Source organism: Mycobacterium sp. TY815, assembly GCF_030755135.1.
In the GTDB taxonomy this organism is placed as follows: domain Bacteria; phylum Actinomycetota; class Actinomycetes; order Mycobacteriales; family Mycobacteriaceae; genus Mycobacterium.
This window is the reverse complement of the sequence record NZ_JAUFRX010000001.1, coordinates 2979740-3000689: the sequence shown is the minus strand read 5'-3', so window position 1 is coordinate 3000689 and position 20950 is coordinate 2979740. Positions and strand designations below refer to the sequence as shown.

The 20950-nt window shown below is 70.9% G+C and carries 18 protein-coding genes; 6 read left to right on the top strand and 12 right to left on the bottom strand.

Translation table 11 applies throughout. From position 1 onward, the window contains the following. Window positions 1-2 precede the first annotated feature (2 nt). Window positions 3-665 (top strand): TetR/AcrR family transcriptional regulator, encoded by a 663-nt coding sequence (locus tag QXK92_RS12920; protein WP_306241999.1) that lies wholly within the window; start codon window positions 3-5, stop codon window positions 663-665. Here the strand turns inward: QXK92_RS12920 and QXK92_RS12915 are convergent. From QXK92_RS12915 to QXK92_RS12905, 3 genes are all read right to left on the bottom strand, one after another. Further along, window positions 662-4288 carry a PE family protein gene (locus tag QXK92_RS12915; RefSeq protein WP_306241998.1) on the bottom strand — a complete coding sequence of 1209 codons (3627 nt, stop codon included), beginning with the start codon at window positions 4286-4288 and terminating at the stop codon, window positions 662-664. The two genes, QXK92_RS12920 and QXK92_RS12915, sit on opposite strands and share 4 nt — an antisense overlap. Window positions 4289-4507: 219 nt before the next feature. Then, window positions 4508-5674, bottom strand: a complete 1167-nt coding sequence (locus QXK92_RS12910) for a CoA transferase (protein WP_306241997.1) — start codon at window positions 5672-5674, stop codon at window positions 4508-4510. Then, complete coding sequence (locus QXK92_RS12905) at window positions 5674-6600, bottom strand: SAM-dependent methyltransferase (protein WP_306241996.1); 927 nt, start codon at window positions 6598-6600, stop codon at window positions 5674-5676. Before QXK92_RS12905 ends, QXK92_RS12910 begins: the two co-directional genes overlap by 1 nt. A 135-nt stretch (window positions 6601-6735) precedes the next feature. Here QXK92_RS12905 and QXK92_RS12900 point away from each other — a divergent pair, with 135 nt between their 5' ends. Beyond that, window positions 6736-7401: a cation transporter gene (locus tag QXK92_RS12900; RefSeq protein WP_306241995.1), complete on the top strand. Its 666-nt coding sequence runs from the start codon at window positions 6736-6738 to the stop codon at window positions 7399-7401. A 57-nt stretch (window positions 7402-7458) separates the two neighbouring features. On the opposite strand, the gene ctpC is transcribed toward QXK92_RS12900, so the two are convergent. From ctpC to QXK92_RS12880, 4 genes are all read right to left on the bottom strand, one after another. Continuing rightward, window positions 7459-9555 (bottom strand): manganese-exporting P-type ATPase CtpC, encoded by a 2097-nt coding sequence (ctpC, locus tag QXK92_RS12895; protein WP_306244392.1) that lies wholly within the window; start codon window positions 9553-9555, stop codon window positions 7459-7461. 82 nt (window positions 9556-9637) lie between these two features. Next, the gene (locus QXK92_RS12890) at window positions 9638-9919 is read right to left on the bottom strand and encodes a DUF1490 family protein (protein WP_306241993.1); all 282 of its coding nucleotides are present in this window, start codon (window positions 9917-9919) and stop codon (window positions 9638-9640) included. A gap of 183 nt (window positions 9920-10102) precedes the next feature. Beyond that, a complete protein-coding gene (locus tag QXK92_RS12885; RefSeq protein ID WP_306241992.1) occupies window positions 10103-10822 on the bottom strand; it encodes a TIGR03089 family protein in 720 nt (239 codons plus the stop codon). After that, window positions 10810-12285, bottom strand: coding sequence for an LCP family protein (locus QXK92_RS12880; protein ID WP_371934511.1), 1476 nt, complete (start codon window positions 12283-12285; stop codon window positions 10810-10812). The genes QXK92_RS12885 and QXK92_RS12880 overlap by 13 nt, the downstream gene beginning before the upstream one ends. Before the next feature lie 63 nt (window positions 12286-12348). On the opposite strand from QXK92_RS12880, the gene rfbD reads away from it, so the two are divergent. The 3 genes from rfbD to QXK92_RS12865 are packed head-to-tail and all read left to right on the top strand — an operon-like array spanning window position 12349 to window position 15233. Continuing rightward, window positions 12349-13251 (top strand): dTDP-4-dehydrorhamnose reductase, encoded by a 903-nt coding sequence (gene rfbD, locus QXK92_RS12875; RefSeq protein ID WP_306241990.1) that lies wholly within the window; start codon window positions 12349-12351, stop codon window positions 13249-13251. Continuing rightward, complete coding sequence (locus tag QXK92_RS12870) at window positions 13244-14152, top strand: glycosyltransferase family 2 protein (RefSeq protein WP_306241988.1); 909 nt, start codon at window positions 13244-13246, stop codon at window positions 14150-14152. Before rfbD ends, QXK92_RS12870 begins: the two co-directional genes overlap by 8 nt. A gap of 1 nt (window position 14153) precedes the next feature. Continuing rightward, window positions 14154-15233 carry an NDP-sugar synthase gene (locus QXK92_RS12865; RefSeq protein ID WP_306244389.1) on the top strand — a complete coding sequence of 360 codons (1080 nt, stop codon included), beginning with the start codon at window positions 14154-14156 and terminating at the stop codon, window positions 15231-15233. Here the strand turns inward: QXK92_RS12865 and QXK92_RS12860 are convergent. From QXK92_RS12860 to cofD, 4 genes are read right to left on the bottom strand one after another with little or no spacing between them, the layout of a single operon-like run. Further along, window positions 15215-15769 (bottom strand): NUDIX hydrolase, encoded by a 555-nt coding sequence (locus QXK92_RS12860; protein WP_306241987.1) that lies wholly within the window; start codon window positions 15767-15769, stop codon window positions 15215-15217. The genes QXK92_RS12865 and QXK92_RS12860 overlap by 19 nt on opposite strands. Next, window positions 15766-17334 (bottom strand): class I SAM-dependent methyltransferase, encoded by a 1569-nt coding sequence (locus tag QXK92_RS12855; RefSeq protein ID WP_306241986.1) that lies wholly within the window; start codon window positions 17332-17334, stop codon window positions 15766-15768. The genes QXK92_RS12860 and QXK92_RS12855 overlap by 4 nt, the downstream gene beginning before the upstream one ends. Continuing rightward, window positions 17331-18680, bottom strand: coding sequence for a coenzyme F420-0:L-glutamate ligase (locus tag QXK92_RS12850; protein WP_306244388.1), 1350 nt, complete (start codon window positions 18678-18680; stop codon window positions 17331-17333). Before QXK92_RS12850 ends, QXK92_RS12855 begins: the two co-directional genes overlap by 4 nt. A gap of 5 nt (window positions 18681-18685) precedes the next feature. Further along, window positions 18686-19672 (bottom strand): 2-phospho-L-lactate transferase, encoded by a 987-nt coding sequence (cofD, locus tag QXK92_RS12845; RefSeq protein ID WP_306241985.1) that lies wholly within the window; start codon window positions 19670-19672, stop codon window positions 18686-18688. A gap of 331 nt (window positions 19673-20003) precedes the next feature. On the opposite strand from cofD, the gene QXK92_RS12840 reads away from it, so the two are divergent. Then, entirely contained in the window at window positions 20004-20375 is a 372-nt protein-coding gene (locus QXK92_RS12840; RefSeq protein WP_306241984.1) for a WhiB family transcriptional regulator, read from the top strand. Between the two features lie 15 nt (window positions 20376-20390). Here the strand turns inward: QXK92_RS12840 and QXK92_RS12835 are convergent, their stop codons facing one another. Then, window positions 20391-20849: a metallopeptidase family protein gene (locus tag QXK92_RS12835; protein WP_306244387.1), complete on the bottom strand. Its 459-nt coding sequence runs from the start codon at window positions 20847-20849 to the stop codon at window positions 20391-20393. Between the last annotated feature and the right edge of the window lie 101 nt (window positions 20850-20950).

Genomic DNA, 20950 nt, shown 5'->3' with positions numbered 1-20950 from the left:
AAATGGCCACCGACAAGTCACCCAGCCGTATGGACCTGCGCAAGCAGCGCACCCGGGCCGCACTGATCAAGGCCGCGCAGACGTTCATCGCCAACGGCCAGCTCGAGGTGCCGGTGCAGGACATCAGCCAGGCCGCCGACGTCGGTGTCGGATCGTTCTACAACCACTTCGACAGCAAGGAAGAACTGTTTCAGGCCGCGGTGAACGACGTCATCGAAGCGCAGGGGGCACTGCTGGACGCGCTAACCGACGCGATCGAGGACCCGGCGGAGAAGTTCGCCGCCCGCTACCGCCTGACGGGACGGCTGTTCCGGCTGCGGCCCAAGGAAAGCCGGATAGGACTCGCGCTGGGGATGCAACTGATCATGGCGGACAAGGGCTTGGGCCCGCGCGGTGTCCGGGACATCGGCGCCGCGGCGGCCGCCGGGCGGTTCACGGTCACGGACCCCGAACTGGCGATGGTGCTCGGCGCCGGGTCTTTGCTGGCGCTGGGTCAGCTACTGCACGACCAGCCGGATCGCGACGACGCGAAGACGGTGGACGAGGTCACCGAAGGCCTGCTCAGGCTGTTCGGTATGCCGGCAGACGAGGCGGTGCGGATCAGCCGGGTGCCGCTGCCGGATCTCGCCTGGGTCGGTGACGTCGATCTCGACCAGTTGAGCTAGCCCGCGACCCCCGAGATACCGATGAGGCCGCCGTGTCCGGCGGCGCCCGCCGTGCCGTCGTCCGCGCTGGACTGGCCTGCGCCGGCGGCCCCGCCGTTGCCGCCGATACCGATGAGGCTGTTGACGTTGCCGCCGTTGCCGCCGTTGCCACCATTGCCGCCGGTTCCGGTGGCACTGCCGCCGTCGCCGCCGATGCCACCATCGCCGCCATAACCGATCAGACCGGTGGCACTCCCGCCGTTGCCGCCGTTGCCGCCGGCACCACCCTGGCCGGTCGAGACGCCGGCGTTGCTGCCGTGGCCGCCGGCTCCACCATTGCCGGCGATGCCGCCCAGCCCGATGCTGCCGCCGTCGCCGCCGTTGCCGGCGGCGCTGACGGAGCTCACATTGCCACCGGTGCCGGCATCGCCGCCGTTGCCGCCGGCCCCACCGACGCCCCACAGGTATCCGCCGTGGCCACCGTCGCCGCCGTCGGTTCCGGCTCCGCCCGGGGCCTTACTGAAGGTTCCGGACAGGTTGTAGGCGCTGCCGCCTTCACCGCCGGCGCCTCCCGCGCCGCCGACACCGATCAGGCCGACATCGCCGCCGGCACCTGCGGCGCCGCCGCTGCCGCCGGCGATCTGGACGCCGTTACCGGCGATGCCGAAGCCGCCGTTGCCGCCGCTGCCGCCGGCGCCGCCCACACCCCAGAGGTATCCACCGTGGCCACCGTTGCCGGCGGCGCCGCCGAGGCCACCGGTCGCGCCGGCACCCGCCGTGTAGTAGGTGAGGCCGCCCCATCCGCCGTTGCCGCCGTTGCCGCCGGCGCCGTAGAGCAATCCGGCCGCGCCACCGGCGCCGCCGGTGCCGCCGCTGCCGCCGGCGGCGCTGCCGCTCCCGTCACCGCCCCGCGCGCCGTTGCCGCCGTCGCCGCCGCTGCCCCAGAGCCCGACGGAGCCGCCCTGACCGCCGTTACCGCCGCTGCCGGAGACTTCCACCGATCCGCCGTCGCCGCCGTCGCCGCCGACCCCGTAGAGATAGCCGCCGCGGCCCCCGATGCCACCGTTGGCGCCGTTCACTCCGGACGGGTTGGTGCCGTCGAGGTTGCCCGCATTGCCGCCGTCGCCGCCCGCGCCGATGAGCCAACCGGCGTCCGCGCCCCGGCCGCCGGCCGCGCCCGCGCCCGAGTCGCCGCCGTTGCCGCCGTTTCCGCCGATGAGACCGGCGGCGCCGCCGTCGTGGCCGGACACTCCGGCGGCGAAGGTGTTGCCGCTGTTGCCGCCATTGCCGATCAGCCGACCGGCGGCCGCACCCTGCGCCCCCAGCCCGCCGTCGAACCCGTAGGCGCCCGGCGCGCCGTTCCCGCCGGACCCGCCGTCGCCGATCAACAGCCCGGCGCTGCCTGCGGCGCCGCCATTGCCGCCGGTACCGGTGTCACCGGCACCGCCGTTGCCGCCGCTGCCGCCGTCGCCGAACAGGTAGCCGCCGTTGCCGCCGGTTCCTCCGTTGGCGCCGGCGCCGGCGTTGCCGCCGCCGCCGCCCACCCCGTACAGCCAGCCGCCGCGGCCGCCCGCGGCGCCGGCCGTCGCGGAGGCCGAGCTGTCACCCCCGCGACCGCCGGTGCCGAACAGCTGTCCGGCGTCTGCCCCGGCCGCGCCCTGCCCGCCGCTGCCGCCGGCCCCGCCGTCACCGATCACATATCCGGCGCGGCCCGCGGCGCCGCCGGCCACTGGGCCGTAACCGCCGTCGCCGCCGTCGCCGAACACCCATGCCGACCCGCCGGCGCCGCCGTCGCCGTTGGCGCCGACGCTGCCTGCGGCGCCGTTGCCGCCCTGGCCGGTACCGGCTTGGCCGGCAGCACCGCCGTTGCTGCCCATCCCGCCGTTGCCGCCGGTGCCGAACAGTCGTCCCGAGTCCGCGCCGGCTCCGCCGGTGGCGCCGGCGCCACCGCTGCCGGCGTTGCCGCCCTTGTTGTACGTGCCGTAACCCGCGCCACCGTTGCCGCCACCGCCGCCGTCGCCGCTGTTGCCACCGGCCCCGCCGGTGCCGATCAGCCAGCCGCTGGCGCCGCCGCGACCACCCATTGCGCCGGCGCCGCCATCACCGCCGCTGCCGCCGCGACTGGTGGTATCGACGGTGGTGGCGACTCCATTCGCGCCGTGGCCACCGCCGCCGCCGGCGCCGCCGGCGCCACCGTCGCCGAACAGCCAGCCGCCGCTACCACCCGTGCCGCCTACGCCGCCGGCTGCGCCGTCGCCGCCATTGCCGCCCAGCGGCGGAGCGGCGCCCTGGGTGGGCGCGACGGTGCCGGCGATACCGCCCTTGCCGCCATTACCGCCGAGGGCCCCGTTGCCTCCCGCGCCGCCGGTGCCGAACAATCGTCCGCCGCCGCCACCGGCACCCCCGCTGCCGCCGACGCCTGCCTTGCTGCCGTCGCCGCCGCTGGCCGGGCCCAAGCCTTGGCCGCCGACCCCACCATTGCCGCCGTGTCCGCCGTTGCCGCCGGCGCCGCCCGTGCCGAGCAGCCAACCGCCGTCACCCCCGACGCCGCCACTACCGCCGGCTGCGCCGTAGCCGCCGAATCCGCCGCTGCCATTCCACGTTGGAGTGGCGATTCCACCGGTCCCGCCGTCGCCGCCGCGGCCACCGAGGCCGGCCGCCCCGCCGTCGCCGAACAGGCCCGCGGATCCGCCGCCGCCGCCCGTTCCGCCAGCACCGCCGTTCCCGCCGAACCCGCCATACGCCTGGCCCTGGTAGTCGGTGCCGTCAGCGCCGGTGCCGCCGGCACCGCCCGCACCGCCGATGCCGCCCGCCCCGCCCTGGCCGTAGAGCCAGCCTCCGGCACCGCCGGCGCCGCCGACACCGCCAATCCCGCCTATGCCGCCTTCGCCGGTTGGATTGCTGGGCGACGCGGTGCTGCCGCCGCCCTGCCCCGCGGCACCGCCGGCGCCACCCGCGCCGCCGGTGCCGAACAAGCCGGCGGCGCCTCCGGCTCCGCCGGTTCCTCCGTTGCCGCCAGCGCTACCCGTGACGTGCGCGGCGCCGGTGGCGCCGCTGCCGCCTACGCCGCCGGCGCCACCCGCGCCGCCGTTGCCCCACAGCCAGCCGCCGCGCCCGCCGGACCCCCCGGTGCCACCGGCTGCGCCGGACCCGGCGGCCCCGTCGGCGCCGGTGCCACCTGCGCCGCCGTTGCCGATCAGCCCCGCGCTACCGCCATTGCCACCAGCGCCGTTGTAGCCGTTGCCGCCGTTGCCGTACAGCCAGCCGCCGTCCTGGCCGTTGGGGCTGGCCGCAGTGCCGTCGGCACCGTTGCCGATGATCGGACGCGACAGCAGCGACTGGATGGATTGCAGCGGGCTTGCGTTGACCGCCTCAGCGGCGGCGTACGAGTTCGCCGCCCCGTCGAGCGCCTCGACGAATTGCGAGTGGAACAGGGCCGCCTGCGCGCTGACCGCCTGGTAGTCCAGGGCGTGACCGGAGAACAGCGACGCGAGTGCCGTCGACACCTGATCGGCACCCGCGGCCAGCACGCCGGTAGTTCCGGAGGCGGCCGCCGCGTTGGCCTCACCGAGCGCCGCGGCGATGCCCTGCACGTTCGCCGCCGCCGCTGTCAGCGCCTCTGGGGCAACCGTCGTAAAGAACATCGCTGCGTTACACCCCGTCCGTAGTCGGTATCTCGTTCAAGACGAGAAGGACCTTAATCCGATTGGACGAAGAATTGCAGTGTTTTACGCATAAAAAATGGCGCGACAGAGAAACTGAATTTTCTTCAGAAAAAGAAATTGAATATTCCTCAGAAGATTCGCGATGCGGTCTTTTGGAGAAAGCGCTCGAAGCGGCTTCTTCCAGCGGAAATGACCTGACTAGGTCAGAAACTGGTCATTATGCTGGCCGGCCGCCGGCGGTGGATCGGTGACCCTGGCGTCGAAGCTCGAGTAACGCGCCGGCGTGCGAACGACGGTAATGGCGTCGTCCCCGCCGTCTATCTTCAGGGACAGGTCGTTCTCGGCGAATAGCGGCGTGTCCACCACCTGCTTCCAGGTGTAGGCCAGGCACGCCATCAGGCCGCCTTCCTGCAGGAGCTCAACCCACTCGGCCGCGGTCTTGGCGGCCAGCGCCGATTCCAGTTCCTCGGTCAACTCGGGGTAGTTGATCGCCCTCGACCGCTGGTCGGCGAACCGCTCGTCTTCGACCAGGTCGGGCCGGCCGATGATCTGGCACAGCTTCGTCCAGTGCTTGGGCACGTAGGCACTGATCAACAGATAGCCGTCGGAGGCTTTGTACGCGTCTGACGGCTGGGTGGCGAAGCCGACCCCCTTGCGCTTCTTGGCCGGAGAAGCGGGCTGGGCGGGCGGATCGCTGGGCTTGTTCAGATGGATGGTCAGCTGATTGGCCTGCAGGCTGACGGCGACGTCGTACATCGCGACCTGCACCAGATCGCCCACCCCGTGCCGCTCCCGATTGAGCAGCGCGGCCAGCACCGCCTGCGCCAGCACGTGCCCGCTGGCGTTGTCGACCAACTGGAACGGAATGATCTGCGGTTTGCCGGTGGGGGTGGCCATGCCGGTGCACATGCCGGCCTCGGCGGCCACCATCAGGTCGACGCCCGGGCGGGTGCCGTTGGGGCCGTTGCCGCCGAAGGCGCTCAGCCGCGCGTAGATCAGCCTGGGATTGCGCGCCCGCAACTCGTCGGGGCCCAGACCCAGTCGTTCCATGACGCCGGGCCGGAATCCTTCCAGCACGACGTCGGCGGTGTCGGCCAGCTGCAGAATCTGCTGCCTGGCATCCTCCTGGGTCAGGTCCACCGCCACCGATTTCTTGCCCCGGTTGTTGGGCAGGAAATACGTGGCCAGCGGCGGCCGGCCGGGTAGCACCGAGGTGAGTCTGCGGGACTGCTCGCCGCCGGGCGCTTCGATCTTGACGACCTCGGCGCCCAGGTCGGCCAGGATCTGACCGGCCAGCGGCCCTGCCACGTTCTGGGTGAAGTCGAGTACCCGGAAGCCGTCCAGGGGCTTGGCGGAATTCGGCATCAAACGGACCTTCCTGAAAGCACCGCGGTGCAGTAGTAGTTCTCGGTGAACAGGTTTTCGTCGCTGGAGCGGCCGACGGTATGCGGCCGAAACCCGTTGGCCACCAACAGCTCGTTGAGCAGGATGCGCGTGACGTGCCAGCCGTGTCGCCGCAGATAGGTGGCGACGTCGTTGCGGTCGCCGGGGTAGCCCAGCCGGTCCATCTCCACGCCCAGGCCGTGCTCGTACCACCTGGCGAAGATGGCGTCGTAGAGCTCGCGGCTGGCCGGAGCGGCGAAGAACACCTCCGCCAGCAGCTGGCTGCCGCCGGCGCTGAGCGCGGAGATGTCGTCGAGCAGCTGGTCCTGGCCGGCCGGCGGCAGGTACCCGAACAGGCCCTCGGCGGCCCAGGCGGTGGGGGAGGTGGTGTCGAAGCCGGCCGCGCGCAGCGCCGACGGCCAGTCGTGTCGCAGGTCGACCGGCACGCCCCGCACGTCGGCGGTGGGAGCGGCGCCCAGCGCCGCCAAGGTCACCGACTTGAACTCGATGACCTGCGGGACGTCGATCTCGAAGACGATGGTGTCCTCCGGCCACGGCAGCCGGTATCCGCGTGCGTCGAGGCCGGACGCCAAGATCACCGCCTGGCGAATCCCGGCCCGCTGGGTAGCGGCGAAGAACTCGTCGATGTGGCGGGTGCGGGCCGCCTGCTGGTCGGTCATGCGCTGCATGCCCCACGGGGCGTCGGGGAAGTCGACGTCGGCGGTATCCAGTTCACCGCGTGCCCATCGCGTGAAGAAGTCGATGCCGACCGCGCGTACCAGCGGCTCGGCGAAGGGGTCGTCGATCAACCCCGCTCTGCTGGCGCGGGCACGTCCGGCCGCCACCATGGTGGCGGTCGCGCCCACACTGCACGCCAGGTCCCAGGTGTCGTCGTCGGTGCGCACCATGTGATCCTCCCGCAGCTGACCTGGTGGTTAGCCACTGTAACTAACCAGGTGGAGAGGACGGGTGAAGGCGTCCGACGGGGGCCGGGTGCGCGTCGGTCCGGGCGCACCCGCGGGCGGGCCACTACCATCGCGGAAATGACTCGTCCGGGCGCTGTTGGTGAACCTGCCGGCGTCGTCGACCACGCGTGCCACCAGGAGTCTGCCGACTGGGAGCGCAACGTGGTCTGGGCCCGCCGGCTGGCGTGGATCAGCCTGGCGGTGTTGCTCATCGAGGGTGGCGTCGGGCTATGGGAGGGCATCGCGGTCAGGTCGATCGCCCTGACCGGTTGGGCGCTGGGCGGAGCGTCCGAGGGGCTGGCCAGCGCGATGGTGCTGTGGCGCTTCACCGGCGACCGCACCCTGTCCCCGACCGCCGAGCGGCGCGCACAACGCGGCGTCGCGGTGTCGTTCTGGCTGGTGGCACCCTATGTCGCCGCGGAATCCATCCGGCATTTCCTCGGCGGCGAGCACTCCGAGACCTCGGTGCTGGGCATCGGGCTGACCGCGCTGGCACTGGTATTGATGCCGGCTCTCGGCTGGGCCAACCACCGGGTGGGTGCGCGCCTGCACTCCGGTGCGACCGAGGGCGAGGGCACCCAGAACTATCTGTGCGCCACGCAGGCGGCCGGAGTGCTGGCCGGGTTGGCGATCACCGCGGCCTGGCCCGCCGGGTGGTGGGTCGATCCGGCGATCGGACTGGCCGTGGCGTGCGTGGCCATGTGGCAGGGTGTGCTGGCCTGGCGCGGCAAGGACTGTTGCTAGACCCGGTGGTGGCGACCCGCAGCGCCCGGCTCCGCCGCGCTTGCGATCGCCACGGCGCTAGTCCAGCCGGTACCGGATCAGCCTCGAACTGTTGGCCACCACGGCCACCGACGACGCGTTGTGCAGGATCGCGGCCAGCACCGGTGACAGCGCGCCCCCGGCGCCGATGAGCAGGCCGGCGGCGTTGACCGCGATCGACATGCCGTAGTTCTCCCGGATCACGTCCACCGCCCGCGCGCCCAGGTCCCGTACATCGAGCAGGCGGTAGAGGTTGTCGTTGGCCAGCGCGACGTCGGCGGTCTCCACCGCGACGTCCGTTCCGGCCAGGCCCATCGCGATGCCGATGTCGGCGGCCGCCAGCGCCGGCGCGTCGTTGACGCCGTCGCCGACCATCCCGACGACGTATCCCTCGTCCTGCAGCCGGCGCACCACCTCGAGCTTGTCCTCGGGCATCACCTCGGCGCGCCACTCCTCGATGCCCAGCTCGTCGGCGACCACCTCGGCGATATCGGGATGGTCGCCGGTGAGCATGACGATCCGGCGAACACCGTTGTCGCGCAACTGGTTCAGCACCTCCGCGGCCTCCGGCCGCACTTCGTCGCGCAGGCTGATCAGGCCCACCAGGGTGCCGTCCACCGCGAGCAGCAACGGCGTCTCGGCCTGGTGGCGCAGCTTGCCGACCCACTCCTGCGCCTTCTTGGACACCTTGACCTTCTCGGCGCGCAACAGGCCGGGACTGCCCAGCAGCAGCGTGCGGCCGTCGGCCCAGGTCCGCATGCCCAGACCGACCAGCACCTCGCACTCCTCGTGCGGCGGGATACTGATGTGGCGCTCCTCGGTGGAGCGGATGACGGCCTCGGCCAGCGGGTGGCGCGAGTGGATCTCCGAGCTGGCGGCATAGGCCAGCACCTGCTCGGGCTCCCAATCCTTATGCAGCGAGACGATATTCGTCACCACCGGCCGTCCCACGGTGAGCGTTCCGGTCTTGTCGAAGACGATCGCGTCGACCCGGCCCGCCTGTTCGAGGTGCGATCCGCCCTTGATCAGGATGCCGCGGCGCGCGCCGTTGCCGATCGCGGCGCTGATGGCCGTCGGGGTGGACAGGCCCACCGCGCACGGGCAGGCGATCAGCAGCATGGTCATGGCGCGCCGGACGTCGCCGGTGACCAGCAGGGTCAGGGCCGAGACGACGAACGACGTGGGCACGAATCGGCGCGAGAAATTCTCGCCGACGGTCTGGATCGGGGCCCGGTCATGCTGTGCCTCTTCGACTCTGGTGATGATGCGCCCGATGGTGGTCTGGTTGCCGACGGCCTCGGCGCGCACCGCCAGGCGCCCGCGCACCACCACCGAACCGGCGTGCACGTGTGCCCCGGCGACGACGCTGACCGGCAGGTTCTCGCCGGTGATCGCGGACTGGTTGACCACCGCCTCGCCCTCGACCACCTCGCCGTCGACCGGGATGGCGACGTGGTCGTGCACCACCACCTCGTCGCCGATCTCCAGGGTGTCGATCGGGACCTGAACCTCCTGGCCCTCGGCCAGCCGGACCCAGGCGGTGTCCTGATTGCCGCGCAGCAACTCCGAGATGGCTCGCCGCGTCCGGCGCAGGGTCAGGTCCTGCAGATACTCGCCGATGTTGAGCAGCCACAGGACGGTGAGCGCGACGACGTTCTCGCGCAGGATCAGGCTGGCCACCGTCGCCGCCGAGACCAGTGCGTCGGTGCCGAGCTTGCCCGAGCCGACGGAGCGCAGGGCGCCACGCAGGAACGGGTAGCCGGTGAAGATGGTCACGCCGGTGGCCACCATCCGGCCGCTGGGACCCAGCAGCGGCGGCCGGGCGAACACGTACCGCCGCACGCCGAGCAGCGCCAGCGCCGCACCGCCGATCACCATGCGCAGCACGTCGCTGTTACGGATCTCCTCGGAATGCGGTGCGCGGGAAGGGATCAGGTCCGCGGCGACGCGTGCCGCGCCGCTGATCGCCTCCAGCACGGCGGCGCGGTCACAGCGTCTGGGCGAGTACCAGACGACGACGGAACCGGTGCGCGGGTAGGCGTGCACCACGCGTACCCCGTTGCATTTGGCGACGGCTTCCTCCACGGCGACAGCGCGCCGGGAATTGCGGCAGACCCAGTCGACCCGGACTCTCATGCGTCCGGCCGCATCGGAAATCACCTGCAGCGCAGGGTCTTCGGCCGGCGCGATGTCAGGAACCAGCGCGAGGGCCACGGGATCAGTGGTCGTGGTCGTGGACGTCACCGACGGCCGGCGTGGGCGCCTCTTCGCCGATCCGTTCCCGCGCCTCGGCCATTACGTCGGCGATCTTGAGCCGGGCCGACTCGGCGGCCACCTCGGCCCTGCGGGTGCTGCGCAGGCCCAATTCGGCTCCCTTGACCGCGGTTTCGTGCAACGGCGCCTTCTTGGCGGCTTTCTTCAGCACCTCGTACGCGGTCACACCGGCCAAGCCGGTGATCACTGTCGAAGCCGCCTTGGCCAAAAGCACCTGCACCGCCATTGCCGCACCTTTCCCTTGTCGTCTTTCCGGCAACGCTAACATCGAAATATAGCGATATCAACATGTATTGCCCGGGCGGCTCGCCGCGCTTGGACTGAGTCTGCGTGTGTGGCGGGCCCCTCTCGCACTTTCCCGCCAATCGCGCAGAGTCAGCGGGCGAGGGGGTGCTGGGGGCGCCGCGCGCTAGAGAACCTTGGTCACTTTCTCCATCTCGACCCGCCGCTGCAGCGCCGCCGGATCCGGATTGGCCACCTGCACCAGCGATCCGCCGACCGACAACACCGCCAACAGCCCGTCCACCACCTTCTCCGGCCGCTCCCACGTCGCCGTGGACAGCACCCGCTCGCCCGGCGCCAGGCCCTGCATCGCCGCCGACTGCACGCAGGCGGCCATCAGCTGGCCGGTCGACTGACCGGCCAGCGCCGGTCCCGGCCGGGGTTCGGGCACGATCTGATCGCCGTGCACCCGCACGGCGGTCGCATAGTCGGTGACGCCGATCGGCAGGTCGGGGACGGCTCGGCCGAAGGGGTCCAGCGACAGCACGGCAACCTCGCCGCCGGCGACGGCAGCGTCGGCTTCGTCGAGCCGGTCCAGGGTGCACAGTGCGACATCAGCCGGCCCGTCGAGCACCGCCTCGGCACCGATCCACCACACCCCGAACAACACCGCCGCGGTCTGCCAGTGCGCCGGCAGCAACACCGCGACCCGACTATCCGGCCCGGCGCCCAGCTCGTCGCGTAACAGGTTGGCGGTCTTGGCGGCCCAGTTGGCCAGTGTCACCGCCGACAGCTCGATACGCTCGCCGGTCGCGTCATCGTAGTAGGTGATGCGCGGGCCGACCGGGTCGGCACGCAGCATCGGGTCCAGGATGGCCCCGGCCAGGGTCGGGTTCAGTTGATGCACTCCGGCTTCTCCGAGCCCGCCGTGAGGATCGGCGACGGCGCTGGCACGTTGCTGTTGACCGATCCGACGGTCGAGGCGCGGGCCGGCGTCGGCGACCCGCCGTCCAGGCCAGAGCCGGGACCCGTGTAGTCGTTGGCCAGCACCACCCGCACCGACCCGGCCGCAATGGAGGAGTCGGCGACGACGGGTAGACCGCCCAGTTGCCGCGCGATCTCCTGGGCGCCGAGGTCGTCGGTCTTGGCGGCGCGCACCTGACTGTTCTTGACGTGGCCGCCGTCGTTGTTGCCTGCCGTGCCGGCGGCGAAGCCCTTGGCGCTCAGCACATCCAGTACCGCGGAGGCCAGGCCGTTGATGTCGGTGTCGTTCATCACGTTCACCGTGGTCTTGCCGGGCGTGTAGGCGAGTTCCTCCGTCTTGCCCTGGTCCTGCTCATGCAGCAGGCCGCCGACCCACTCCTGCACCGCGTGCGGGTCCACCCGCACCACACTCTGCATGCCGTCGTCGCTCCAGCCGGCTCCGTCGAGCACCGGGATGGTGGCGAACGCGACGTTGCCGCCGGTCAGCTTCGACACCTGCTGGACGAAGTCCATGATGTTCCAGCCCTCCGAGATCACCACCGAGCGCTGGACCGCCGCCTCCAGGCGTTTGAGGGTGGCGGGGGAGGACAGCGTCTTACCGGAGATCACCCGGTGTGCCAGCGAGGCCATGACGACCTGCTGCCGGACCACCCGGTCCAGGTCGCCGCGCGGCAGCTCGTGCCGCTGCCGGACGAAGCTCAGGGCCTGCGGGCCGTTCAGCCGCTGCTGGCCGGCCGGGAAGTCGGCACCCGAAAGCGGTTCGTAGACAGCGTCTTTGAGACAGACTTCGACGCCACCCAGGGCGTCGGCGATCAGGGCGAAGCCGAGCAACCCGATCTCGGCGTAATGGTCGACGGTGACGCCGGTGAGGTCGGCCACCGTCTTGATGAGTGCCTCGCGACCGGCCTGGGTGCCCGCCGTCGCGGCTTCGGTGGGCGAGGCGCCGGCCTGTACCAGGCTGGTGCGCTTGATCTCGCGGGTCTGGCCGTAGACGCCATTGATCTTGGTCTTGCCCAGCCCGGGGGCCTGGACGTAGGAGTCGCGGGGGATCGAGATCGCGGTCGCCGACTTCCCGTTGTTGGGGATGCGGACCAGGATGATGGTGTCGGTGTTGGTGGCTTCCTCGTCGCCGGCCCGCAGCGTGGCCAGTTCCTCGGAGGTCAGCGGGTTGCCGTGCGCGTCGGTGCGGCTGTCCAGGCCGACCAGCAGGATGTCGATCGCGCCGTCGTCGGCGCCGTGGCCCAGCGAGGCTGCCGACATATGGAAGATGCCGTCCTCGAAGGAGCGGACGTTGCTCCAGGCCACGCCGGTGCCAATCACCACCACCAGGGCCAGAGCCGTCGAGACCACACGAGTCACACGAGCCACAGTTTGCGCAGGCATCACTGTAGGCTACTTGTGCAACAGCCGCTTTCCGGGTAGCCGGGCTCGGCGTGCCAGACTCGAACCATGTCGAGCAGGCCGGAAAGGCTCCTAGTCACCGGTGCGGGCGGGCAACTGGGCACTCTGGTGGCGGCGCAGGCCACCCGCGCGGGTCGCGACGTGCTGGCCAGGACGTCGTCGGAGTGGGACGTCACCGACCAGGCCGCCGCCGACGAGATCATCCGGCCCGGCGATGTCGTTATCAATTGCGCGGCGTACACCGACGTCGACGGTGCCGAAACCGACCAGGCCCGCGCCTATGCCGTCAACGCGACCGGCCCGGAGCACCTCGCCCGTGCCTGCGCCCGCACCGGCGCCCACCTGATCCACGTCTCCACCGACTACGTCTTCAACGGCGAGTTCGACGGGAGCGGCCCCCGTCCGTATGAACCCGACGACCCCACCGGTCCCCAAGGTGTGTACGCCCAGAGCAAGCTGGCCGGGGAGCGGGCCGTGGTCGCCGCGCTGCCGGAGGCCGTCGTGGTGCGTACCGCCTGGGTGTACACCGGCGGCGTCGACAGGAGCGACTTCGTCGCGGTCATGCAGCGGCTGGCAGCGAAAGACGGGCCGATCAAGGTCGTCGACGACCAGACCGGTTCGCCCACTTACGCCGCCGATTTGGCCGGCGCGCTGCTGGAGCTGGCCGACAGCCCCGTGCGCGGGCGGGTGCTGCACGCCGCCAACGAGGGCGTGGTTTCCCGGTTCGAGCAGGCCCGCGCGGTGTTCGAGGAGAGCGGCGCCGACCCGCAGCGGGTGACGCCGTGCACCAGCGACGAGTTTCCACGGCCCGCGGAACGGCCGTCCTATTCGGCGTTGTCCGGCCGGTCGTGGGCCGCCGCCGGGCTGACCCCGCTACGCCCGTGGCGCCCCGCGCTCACAGCGGCGCTGACGGCCGCCGCCGAACGACCGTTACCCTCTACGCGTGACTGACGTGCTGCCGGTCGTCGCGGTGACCTACTCGCCGGGCCCACATCTGGAGCGGTTCCTGGCGTCGTTGTCGCTGGCCACCGACCGTCCGGTCGGGGTGGTCCTGGCTGACAACGGCTCCATTGACGGCACACCGGAAGCGGCTGTGGAGCGCTACCCCAACGTGCGCCTGATGCCCACCGGCGCCAATCTCGGATACGGGACGGCGGTCAACCGTGCGGTGGCCACACTGCGCGACGGCGAGTGGGACGACGAGTGGGTGATCGTCGCCAACCCGGATGTGCAGTGGGGTCCGGGCAGCATCGACGCGCTGCTGGACGCGGCCGCCCGTTGGCCCCGCGCCGGCGCGCTGGGCCCGCTGATCCGCGATCCGGACGGCTCGGTGTACCCGTCGGCGCGCCACCTGCCCAGCCTGATCCGCGGCGGCATGCACGCGGTGCTCGGGCCGGTCTGGCCGCGCAACCGCTGGACGCGCGCCTACCGGCAGGAGCATCTCGACCCCAGCGAGCGGCCGGTGGGCTGGCTGTCGGGGTCGTGCCTGCTGGTGCGGCGGTCGGCGTTCGACCAGATCGGCGGCTTCGACGAGCGCTATTTCATGTACATGGAGGACGTCGATCTCGGCGACCGGCTGGGCAGGGCGGGCTGGCTCTCCATCTACGTGCCGTCGGCCGAGGTGCTGCACCACAAGGGGCACTCGACCGGCCACGACCCCGGCCGTCATTTGGCGGCGCATCACCGCAGTACCTATATCTTCCTGGCGGATCGGCACACCGGCTGGTGGCGTGCTCCGCTGCGCTGGACGCTGCGGGGCTCGCTGGCGGTGCGCTCGCGCGTGATGGTGCGCAATGCGGTGCGCCGTTCGCGCCGGTCGACGCGGCAACAACTGGCAGAAGGGCGGCGCTGAAGTGGCAACCCACGACGTGGATGCGGTGGTCCTGGTCGGCGGTAAGGGCACCAGGTTGCGCCCACTGACGCTGTCGGCGCCCAAGCCGATGCTGCCGACGGCGGGGCTGCCCTTCCTGACCCACCTGTTGTCGCGAATAGCCGCCGCCGGCATCGAGCATGTGGTGCTCGGTACCTCCTACCGGGCCGAGGTGTTCGAGGCCGAATTCGGCGACGGCTCCAAGCTCGGACTGCAGATCGACTACGTGACCGAGGAGAAGCCGCTGGGCACCGGCGGCGGCATCGCCAACGTGGCCGAAAAGCTGCGCCACGACACCGTCATGGTGTTCAACGGCGACGTGCTGTCCGGCACCGATCTGGGCCAGTTGCTGGCCTTTCACCGTGAACACCAGGCGGACGTCACGCTGCACCTGGTGCGGGTGAGCGATCCCCGGGCCTTCGGTTGCGTGCCCACCGACAGCGACGGCCGCGTCACGGCGTTCCTGGAGAAGACTCAGGATCCGCCGACCGATCAGATCAATGCCGGCTGCTACGTCTTCCAGCGCCGGATCATCGACCGGATCCCGCGCGGCCGCGAGGTGTCGGTGGAGCGCGAAGTGTTCCCGGCCCTGCTGTCCGACCCGGACGTCAAAGTGTGCGGCTACGTCGACGCGACCTACTGGCGTGACATGGGCACCCCGGAGGACTTCGTGCGCGGCTCGGCGGACCTGGTGCGCGGCATCGCCCCGTCGCCGGCACTGCACGGACAGCGCGGGGAGAGTTTGGTGCACGACGGCGCCGCCGTGGCCCCGGGGGCACTGCTCATCGGCGGCACGGTAGTGGGGCGCGGCGCCGAGATCGGTCCCGGTGCCCGGCTGGACGGCGCGGTCATCTTCGACGGGGTGAAGGTGGAGGCCGGCTGCGTGATCGAGCGCTCGATCATCGGCTTCGGCGCCCGCATCGGCCCGCGGGCGCTGATCCGCGACGGCGTGATCGGCGACGGCGCCGACATCGGAGCGCGCTGCGAGCTGTTGCGTGGTGCCCGGGTGTGGCCCGGCGTCTCAATCCCCGACGGCGGGATCCGCTACTCCTCGGACGTCTGAGCCCGGCTCAGGGCTTGGCGCACCAGGTATTCCAGCGCATGATCCGTGCCCGGCGGCAGCTCGTCGGCCGGCCACCACCGCAGGTCGTCGGACTCGTCGCTGACCACGATCTGCGCGCCGGCCGGGGCGTGCGCGACGAACTGCAGGTCAAGGTGCCGCGTCGGCACTCCCAGCGAGCAGGTCACCGGATGCACGTGCACCGCGGCCAGTTCGGGCCGCAACCACAGGCCGGAGACGCCGGATTCCTCGGTCGCTTCCCGGTGGGCGGCGGCGAGGATCTCGGGATCGTCGTCCTCGCAGTGCCCGCCCAGCTGCACCCAGCGGCCAAGGCGCGGGTGCAGCGTGAGCAACACCCGCGTGCCGGTGTCGTCGAGCACCAGAGTCGATGCGGTGACGTGTCCTGGTTCGCACTCGCGCAGGCAGGAGTCGGTGCGGGCGAGCACGAACGCCAGCACCGCCTCGGCCAGCGAGTCCTGAGCCGGGTTGGGTGCCTGCCAGTCGGTGAGCAGCGCGATCACCGAGTCCCGCACGCTCATCGCGTCCCCCTCCCGGTTCGGCGGCGGCGCAACGCACGCCACGCGGCGCGGCACTGGGCCACCACATCCGGCGAAACGCCGAGCTGCTCGATCAGCACCCGCCGGTCCACCAGGTCCAGCGCCTTCTCAATCTCGTTGGCCCGCAACAGCAGATCCACGTCGACGGCCAGATCGGGGTCGGCGCACGCCGGTGGCGGGATGGGCAACCGCTCGGCCTCGGCGGGCTCGAGCTCCAGGATGCCACCGCCATAACTGCGGCCCATGATCTCGGCGAACGCGAACGTCGCGCTGTTGTGGAACACCGCCGCCAGCGCGCGCGGATCGATCCCGGCCGCAACCCGCACCCGGTGCACGGTGTCGGTGCTGGTGGCCTGCGCGGCGTTGACCGTCAGCCGCGGGGAGAGGTGAATCTGGCGCAGCATGAACAGGTCTGGAACCCACAACGACGGCGTGGTCCACCACGGCTTGCGCAGCGAGCACTTGTAGCCCCGGTGCACGCCGGCCGCCTCGCCGGCCGCGATGTGCGCGAGCAGCGCGCCGTCCTGCGGCTGCGCCGGTGCGTGCAACAGCCAGGTACGCTGACCGGCCGCCGAATCGCTTGTGCGGCAATCGTTGTCGTAAACCAGCCCGGACAGCTGAGTGCTGCGCGAGACCAGCGGCACACAGTGCGGCACCAGTCCCAGCTCGTGCGCTTGCGGGTCGGTGAACGTGAAGAAGCTGTTGCGGCCGGTCACGATGCCCACGTCCACCTCGGCGACCCCGCCGAGCCGGCTCAGGACGTCGGATTCTTGGAGGGCTCGCAACAGTCTGATTTGCGCCGGGTCGAGGAAGTACGCCGTCCACTTCTCCCGTTCGTGCAGTAGCGCCGGCGCCGACGGCACCTCCAGATCCGCATCGGCGAGGGCGTCGGCGGAGTCGAGCTGCACGGTGCGGATGCGGGCCGGCCCGGCGCCGGCGATGCCGCAGAACAACACCACCTCCTGCAATACCCCGTCGAACACCAGGCGCCGGAAGGTCACCAGCGTGATCTCCCGGTAGCGGCTCACCAGGTAGTCGCGCAGTCGCGCAGCGTAACCGACCTGCAACAGCTCGGCGGGCAGCACCAGGCCCACCCGGCCGCCCTCGCGCACCAGGGCGGTGCTCGCCACCACGAACGGCACCCAGGCATTGGTCAACCGGCTGGGCCGCAACCCCTCTCGGTGCAGCATCGCCAATGCGGGCTCGCGCTGCTGGGCCGCCCAGTGCCCGAACCGGATGTAGGGCGGGTTGCCCGCGACGCCGTCGAATTCGCACCCGCCCGACCAGGAGAACAGGTCCGCGGTGTCGACCGGCGCGAAGGTGCGCGCCTTCGCCGCTTCTGCGGCAACGAGTTCCACGCCGCGCGTCTGATCGCTGAGGGCGGCCAGTTCGCGCAGGATTCGCCCGTCGCCACAGGACGGTTCCAGCACCCGCGGGCCGGCCTGGGTGACCCAGCCGGCCAGGAAGCGGGCGATCGGCGCGGGCGTGTAGTAGCCGCCGCGAATCTTGTCCGCCGTCACGGCCGCCTTGCCCGCGAACGTCTTCATTTGCGGATCAACAACTCCGCGGTGGGCACCGGATCGCGCAACCCGGCGGGCTCGGCCGCATACCCGATCGCGACGGCGCCCAGCGGCTCCCAGTCGGCGGGTAACGCAAGCTCCTCGCGGACCAGGTCGGCGGCGAAGATCGTCGAGCCGATCCAGCAGCTCCCCACCCCGCGCACCGCCAGTGCGACCAGCAGCGCCTGCACGGCCGCGCCGACCGCGACGGTGAACATGGTGTGCTCGGCCGCCGTGCGGGCGGCGTCCGGGTAGCTGTGCGCCCCGTCCGGCACCAGGAACGGGATGATGACCTCGGGCGCGTCGTAGAGAATCTGGCCGCGTGCGACGCGGCGCTCGACGGAGTCGGCCGGCCTGCCGTCGCCGGTGAGGTCGGTCCGCCACTTGTCTTTCATCCGGTCCAGCAGGCGTGTCCGGGCGTCGTTGTCCTGCAACCAGACGAACCGCACCGGGCGGGTGTGGTGCGGGGCCGGGGCGGTGAGCGCTTCGGCGACGGCGCTTTCGACGAGTTCCGGCGCCAGCGGCTCGTCGCTGAACCGGCGCACGGAGCGGCGCAGCAGCTGAGCCTGCGAGCGGCCCAACTCGATGGCCTCGGCGGTGCCGAGCCAGAACAGGTCCTCGGTGCCCGCGCGCACCAGGCTGCGGGCCGTCGAACCGTCGTCGGCCGGGTTCAGCCCTCGCACCACGGCCACCGGCATGGCGGTGAGCTTGCCCTTGACCAGGTCGGCCGCGGCCGCGATCTCGTCGGCGACCGCCACCTCGGTGACCACCAGTTCGTTGCCGTGCTGGTCGACGGCGCCCGAATAGTTGTGCAGTACCGCCAGACCCGCGCTGCCGATCGCCGCGTCGATCTGACCGTTGCGCCAGGCGCGGCCCATGGTGTCGGTGATCACCACCGCGACGTTGACGCCGAGCCGCTCCCGTAATCCGGCCCGCAGGGCGGCGGCACTGGCGTCCGGATCCAGCGGCAGTAGCGCCAATTCCCTTCGCCCGACGTTGGATCCGTCCACCCCGGCCGCAGCCTGGATCAGCCCCAGCCGGTTCTCGGTGATCAACGTCCGCTCTTTGCGCGCGAGCACCCGAACGGCCTCTTCGTCGACCAGCTTGCGGCGCAACCGGTCTCGTTCCTCGTCATCCTCGGGCGCCGGTACCAGCCGGCCCTCGGCCTTGGACACCACCTTGCTGGTGACCACGACCACGTCGCCGTCGCGCAGCCACGGCGCTGCCGCACTGAGCGCGGCGCTCAGGTCGTCGCCGGGACGGAACTCGGGAAGCCCGGTGACGGGCAGGATTTCGACGGTGGCCGCGGCGCCGTGCTCGCCGGCCGGCGGCAGGGCGGTCACACCGTCACGCCCGCGAGGTCCAGCCCGGCACGCACCATCTCGGCGGTCGCCTCCGGGTCGGTCATCAACAGCGGGACCGCACGTACCGCGACACCGTCGATCTGCGCGTTGTCGCCGTCGTGCACCAACCAGCAGTCCAGTATCCCGGTGGCGCTGCGGGCGCCGTAATGCCGGCCGACCGCCTCCGCGGTGGAGTCCACCCCGATCACGGACAGGCAGGCATCGGCCATGCCGCGCAACGGCTTTCCGCCGATGATGGGGGAGTAGCCGACAACGGGGGCGGGGGCCGACCGCAACGCGCCACGGATCCCGGGCACCGCCAGAATGGCGCCGACGCTGACCACCGGATTGGACGGCGCCACCAGGATGACGTCGGCTTCGGCGATGGCTGCCACCGCTTCGGTTGTCGCGGTGGCCTTTTCGGCGCCGACGAACGCGAAGCTGTGGGTGGGCACCTGAGCGCGGTGCCGTACCCACCACTCCTGGAAGTGGATGGCCCGCCGGTTTCCGTCGGCCGGATCCGTGATCACCACATGCGTTTCACACCGGTCGTCGCTGGCCGGCAGCAACCGTGCGCCGGGTTGCCACCGGTCGCACAGTGCCGTGGTGATCTGCGACAGCGGATAGCCTGCGTTGAGCATCTGGGTCCGCACCAGGTGGGTGGCCAGGTCGCGGTCGCCGAGCATGAACCAGTCGGGCTGCACGCCGTAGCGGGCGAGTTCCTCTTTGGCATGCCAGGTTTCGTCGCGGTGGCCCCAGCCCCGCTCCGGGTCCACGCCACCGCCGAGGGTGTACATACAGGTGTCGAGGTCCGGGCAGATGCGCACGCCGTGGATCCACGCGTCGTCGCCGATGTTGACGACCGCATTCAGTTCGTGGCCGGCATCCTCACCCTGAGCAAACTGGCCCAGGCCGAGCAACCGCTGCACGCCGAGCAGGAAGCGGGCGCCCCCGACTCCCCCGACCAGAACGGTGACTTTCACACCAGGACAGTACCTGCCCGCCGGGACACGTTAGGGTGGGGTGAATCTTGGTAACCAATGTGGCGCAAGGGACTTGTGATCAATTCGTACTCGACACGCCGTGCTTCGCGGACAACAGAATCGCCGAAATTCGATCACGAGATGGTATGGAAATGCGCCGAAGTGCTTGACCAGGGTCCCTGGCCCGTGTCTAATCACATCAGTGTCATTTCCCGGTTGGCCGGCCGGTTCCGGTGTCGCAGACCGAGATTCGATCACTTGTTCGAATTGGGCATCTGTACATCAAAACAGTGGGAAACCATTTCACTCTCTATTAGTGAGGAGGCGGAGCATGTCCTATGAGTACCTTCGGGGAGTAACGGCAGGCACACCGCACACCACTCCCGAGCCGGCTGAAACCTACATGCCGCACGTCCGTCCTCATCTGAGCGTGGTTCCCGATGCGCCTGCCGCATTCGAACCGGAGCCGATCGAGGAGATCCCCGCCGACCAATGGCAGGACAAGGCGCTGTGCGCCCAGACCGACCCCGAAGCCTTCTTCCCGGAGAAGGGCGGGTCCACCCGCGAGGCCAAGAAGATCTGCCTGGGTTGTGAGGTCCGGCACGAGTGCCTGGAGTACGCCCTCGCGCACGACGAGCGGTTCGGCATCTGGGGTGGTCTGTCCGAACGCGAACGTCGCCGCCTCAAGCGCGGCATCATCTGATCCGAGGTCTGTAGCTCAGTCGTCGATCGAGGGGTCGATGACTGAGGGTTCCACGTCCAGATAGATCGCCACCTGGGCCACCAGGATTTCATGCAGCAAGTCGCCGAGTTCGACGGTGTCTTTGGCTCGTCGCTCAATGGGCTTGCGGAACAACACAATTCGCGCCCGCGTGGCATTTCCGCGGACGTCGACACCGGCCGGTATCAACCGGGCCAGCGCGATCGGACCGTCGGCGATCACCTCCGGCGGCCACTGCACGCTGTAGGGATCCTTGGCGGAGATACGCGGGATCTCGTCCACCGCGACGTCGAGTTCGGACACCCGGTCCTGCCAGCGCCGCTCGATCGGTTCGTAGGCTTCCAATACGGCCATGTCGAAGCGCTCGGCCCGGCTGCGCCACCCGGGAACCGTCGGCGGCAGCAAAGGACCCCGTAGATCCCGGCCTCTTCGGCGGCCCGGCCGGCCGAACGGCAGAGCCGATCTTTCCCCGCTCACGCGCCGATGGTAACGGTTGGACGCCGATGGTAACGGTTGGACATCGCCCCCGCCGATGCGCGTGTCCGCCGCTGCGGTGG

Excerpts from the sequence above, each read along its gene's own strand:
- QXK92_RS12840 (WP_306241984.1), top strand. The coding sequence starts at position 20,004 with ATGTCCTATGAGTACCTTCGGGGAGTAACGGCAGGCACACCGCACACC.
- QXK92_RS12905 (WP_306241996.1), bottom strand. The coding sequence starts at position 6,600 with ATGGTGCGCACCGACGACGACACCTGGGACCTGGCGTGCAGTGTGGGC.
- QXK92_RS12910 (WP_306241997.1), bottom strand. The coding sequence starts at position 5,674 with ATGCCGAATTCCGCCAAGCCCCTGGACGGCTTCCGGGTACTCGACTTC.
- QXK92_RS12860 (WP_306241987.1), bottom strand. The coding sequence starts at position 15,769 with ATGAGCGTGCGGGACTCGGTGATCGCGCTGCTCACCGACTGGCAGGCA.
- ctpC (WP_306244392.1), bottom strand. The coding sequence starts at position 9,555 with ATGAGAGTCCGGGTCGACTGGGTCTGCCGCAATTCCCGGCGCGCTGTC.
- QXK92_RS12920 (WP_306241999.1), top strand. The coding sequence starts at position 3 with ATGGCCACCGACAAGTCACCCAGCCGTATGGACCTGCGCAAGCAGCGC.
- QXK92_RS12855 (WP_306241986.1), bottom strand. The coding sequence starts at position 17,334 with ATGAAGACGTTCGCGGGCAAGGCGGCCGTGACGGCGGACAAGATTCGC.
- QXK92_RS12900 (WP_306241995.1), top strand. The coding sequence starts at position 6,736 with ATGACTCGTCCGGGCGCTGTTGGTGAACCTGCCGGCGTCGTCGACCAC.
- QXK92_RS12890 (WP_306241993.1), bottom strand. The coding sequence starts at position 9,919 with ATGGCGGTGCAGGTGCTTTTGGCCAAGGCGGCTTCGACAGTGATCACC.
- rfbD (WP_306241990.1), top strand. The coding sequence starts at position 12,349 with ATGTCGAGCAGGCCGGAAAGGCTCCTAGTCACCGGTGCGGGCGGGCAA.
- QXK92_RS12915 (WP_306241998.1), bottom strand. The coding sequence starts at position 4,288 with ATGTTCTTTACGACGGTTGCCCCAGAGGCGCTGACAGCGGCGGCGGCG.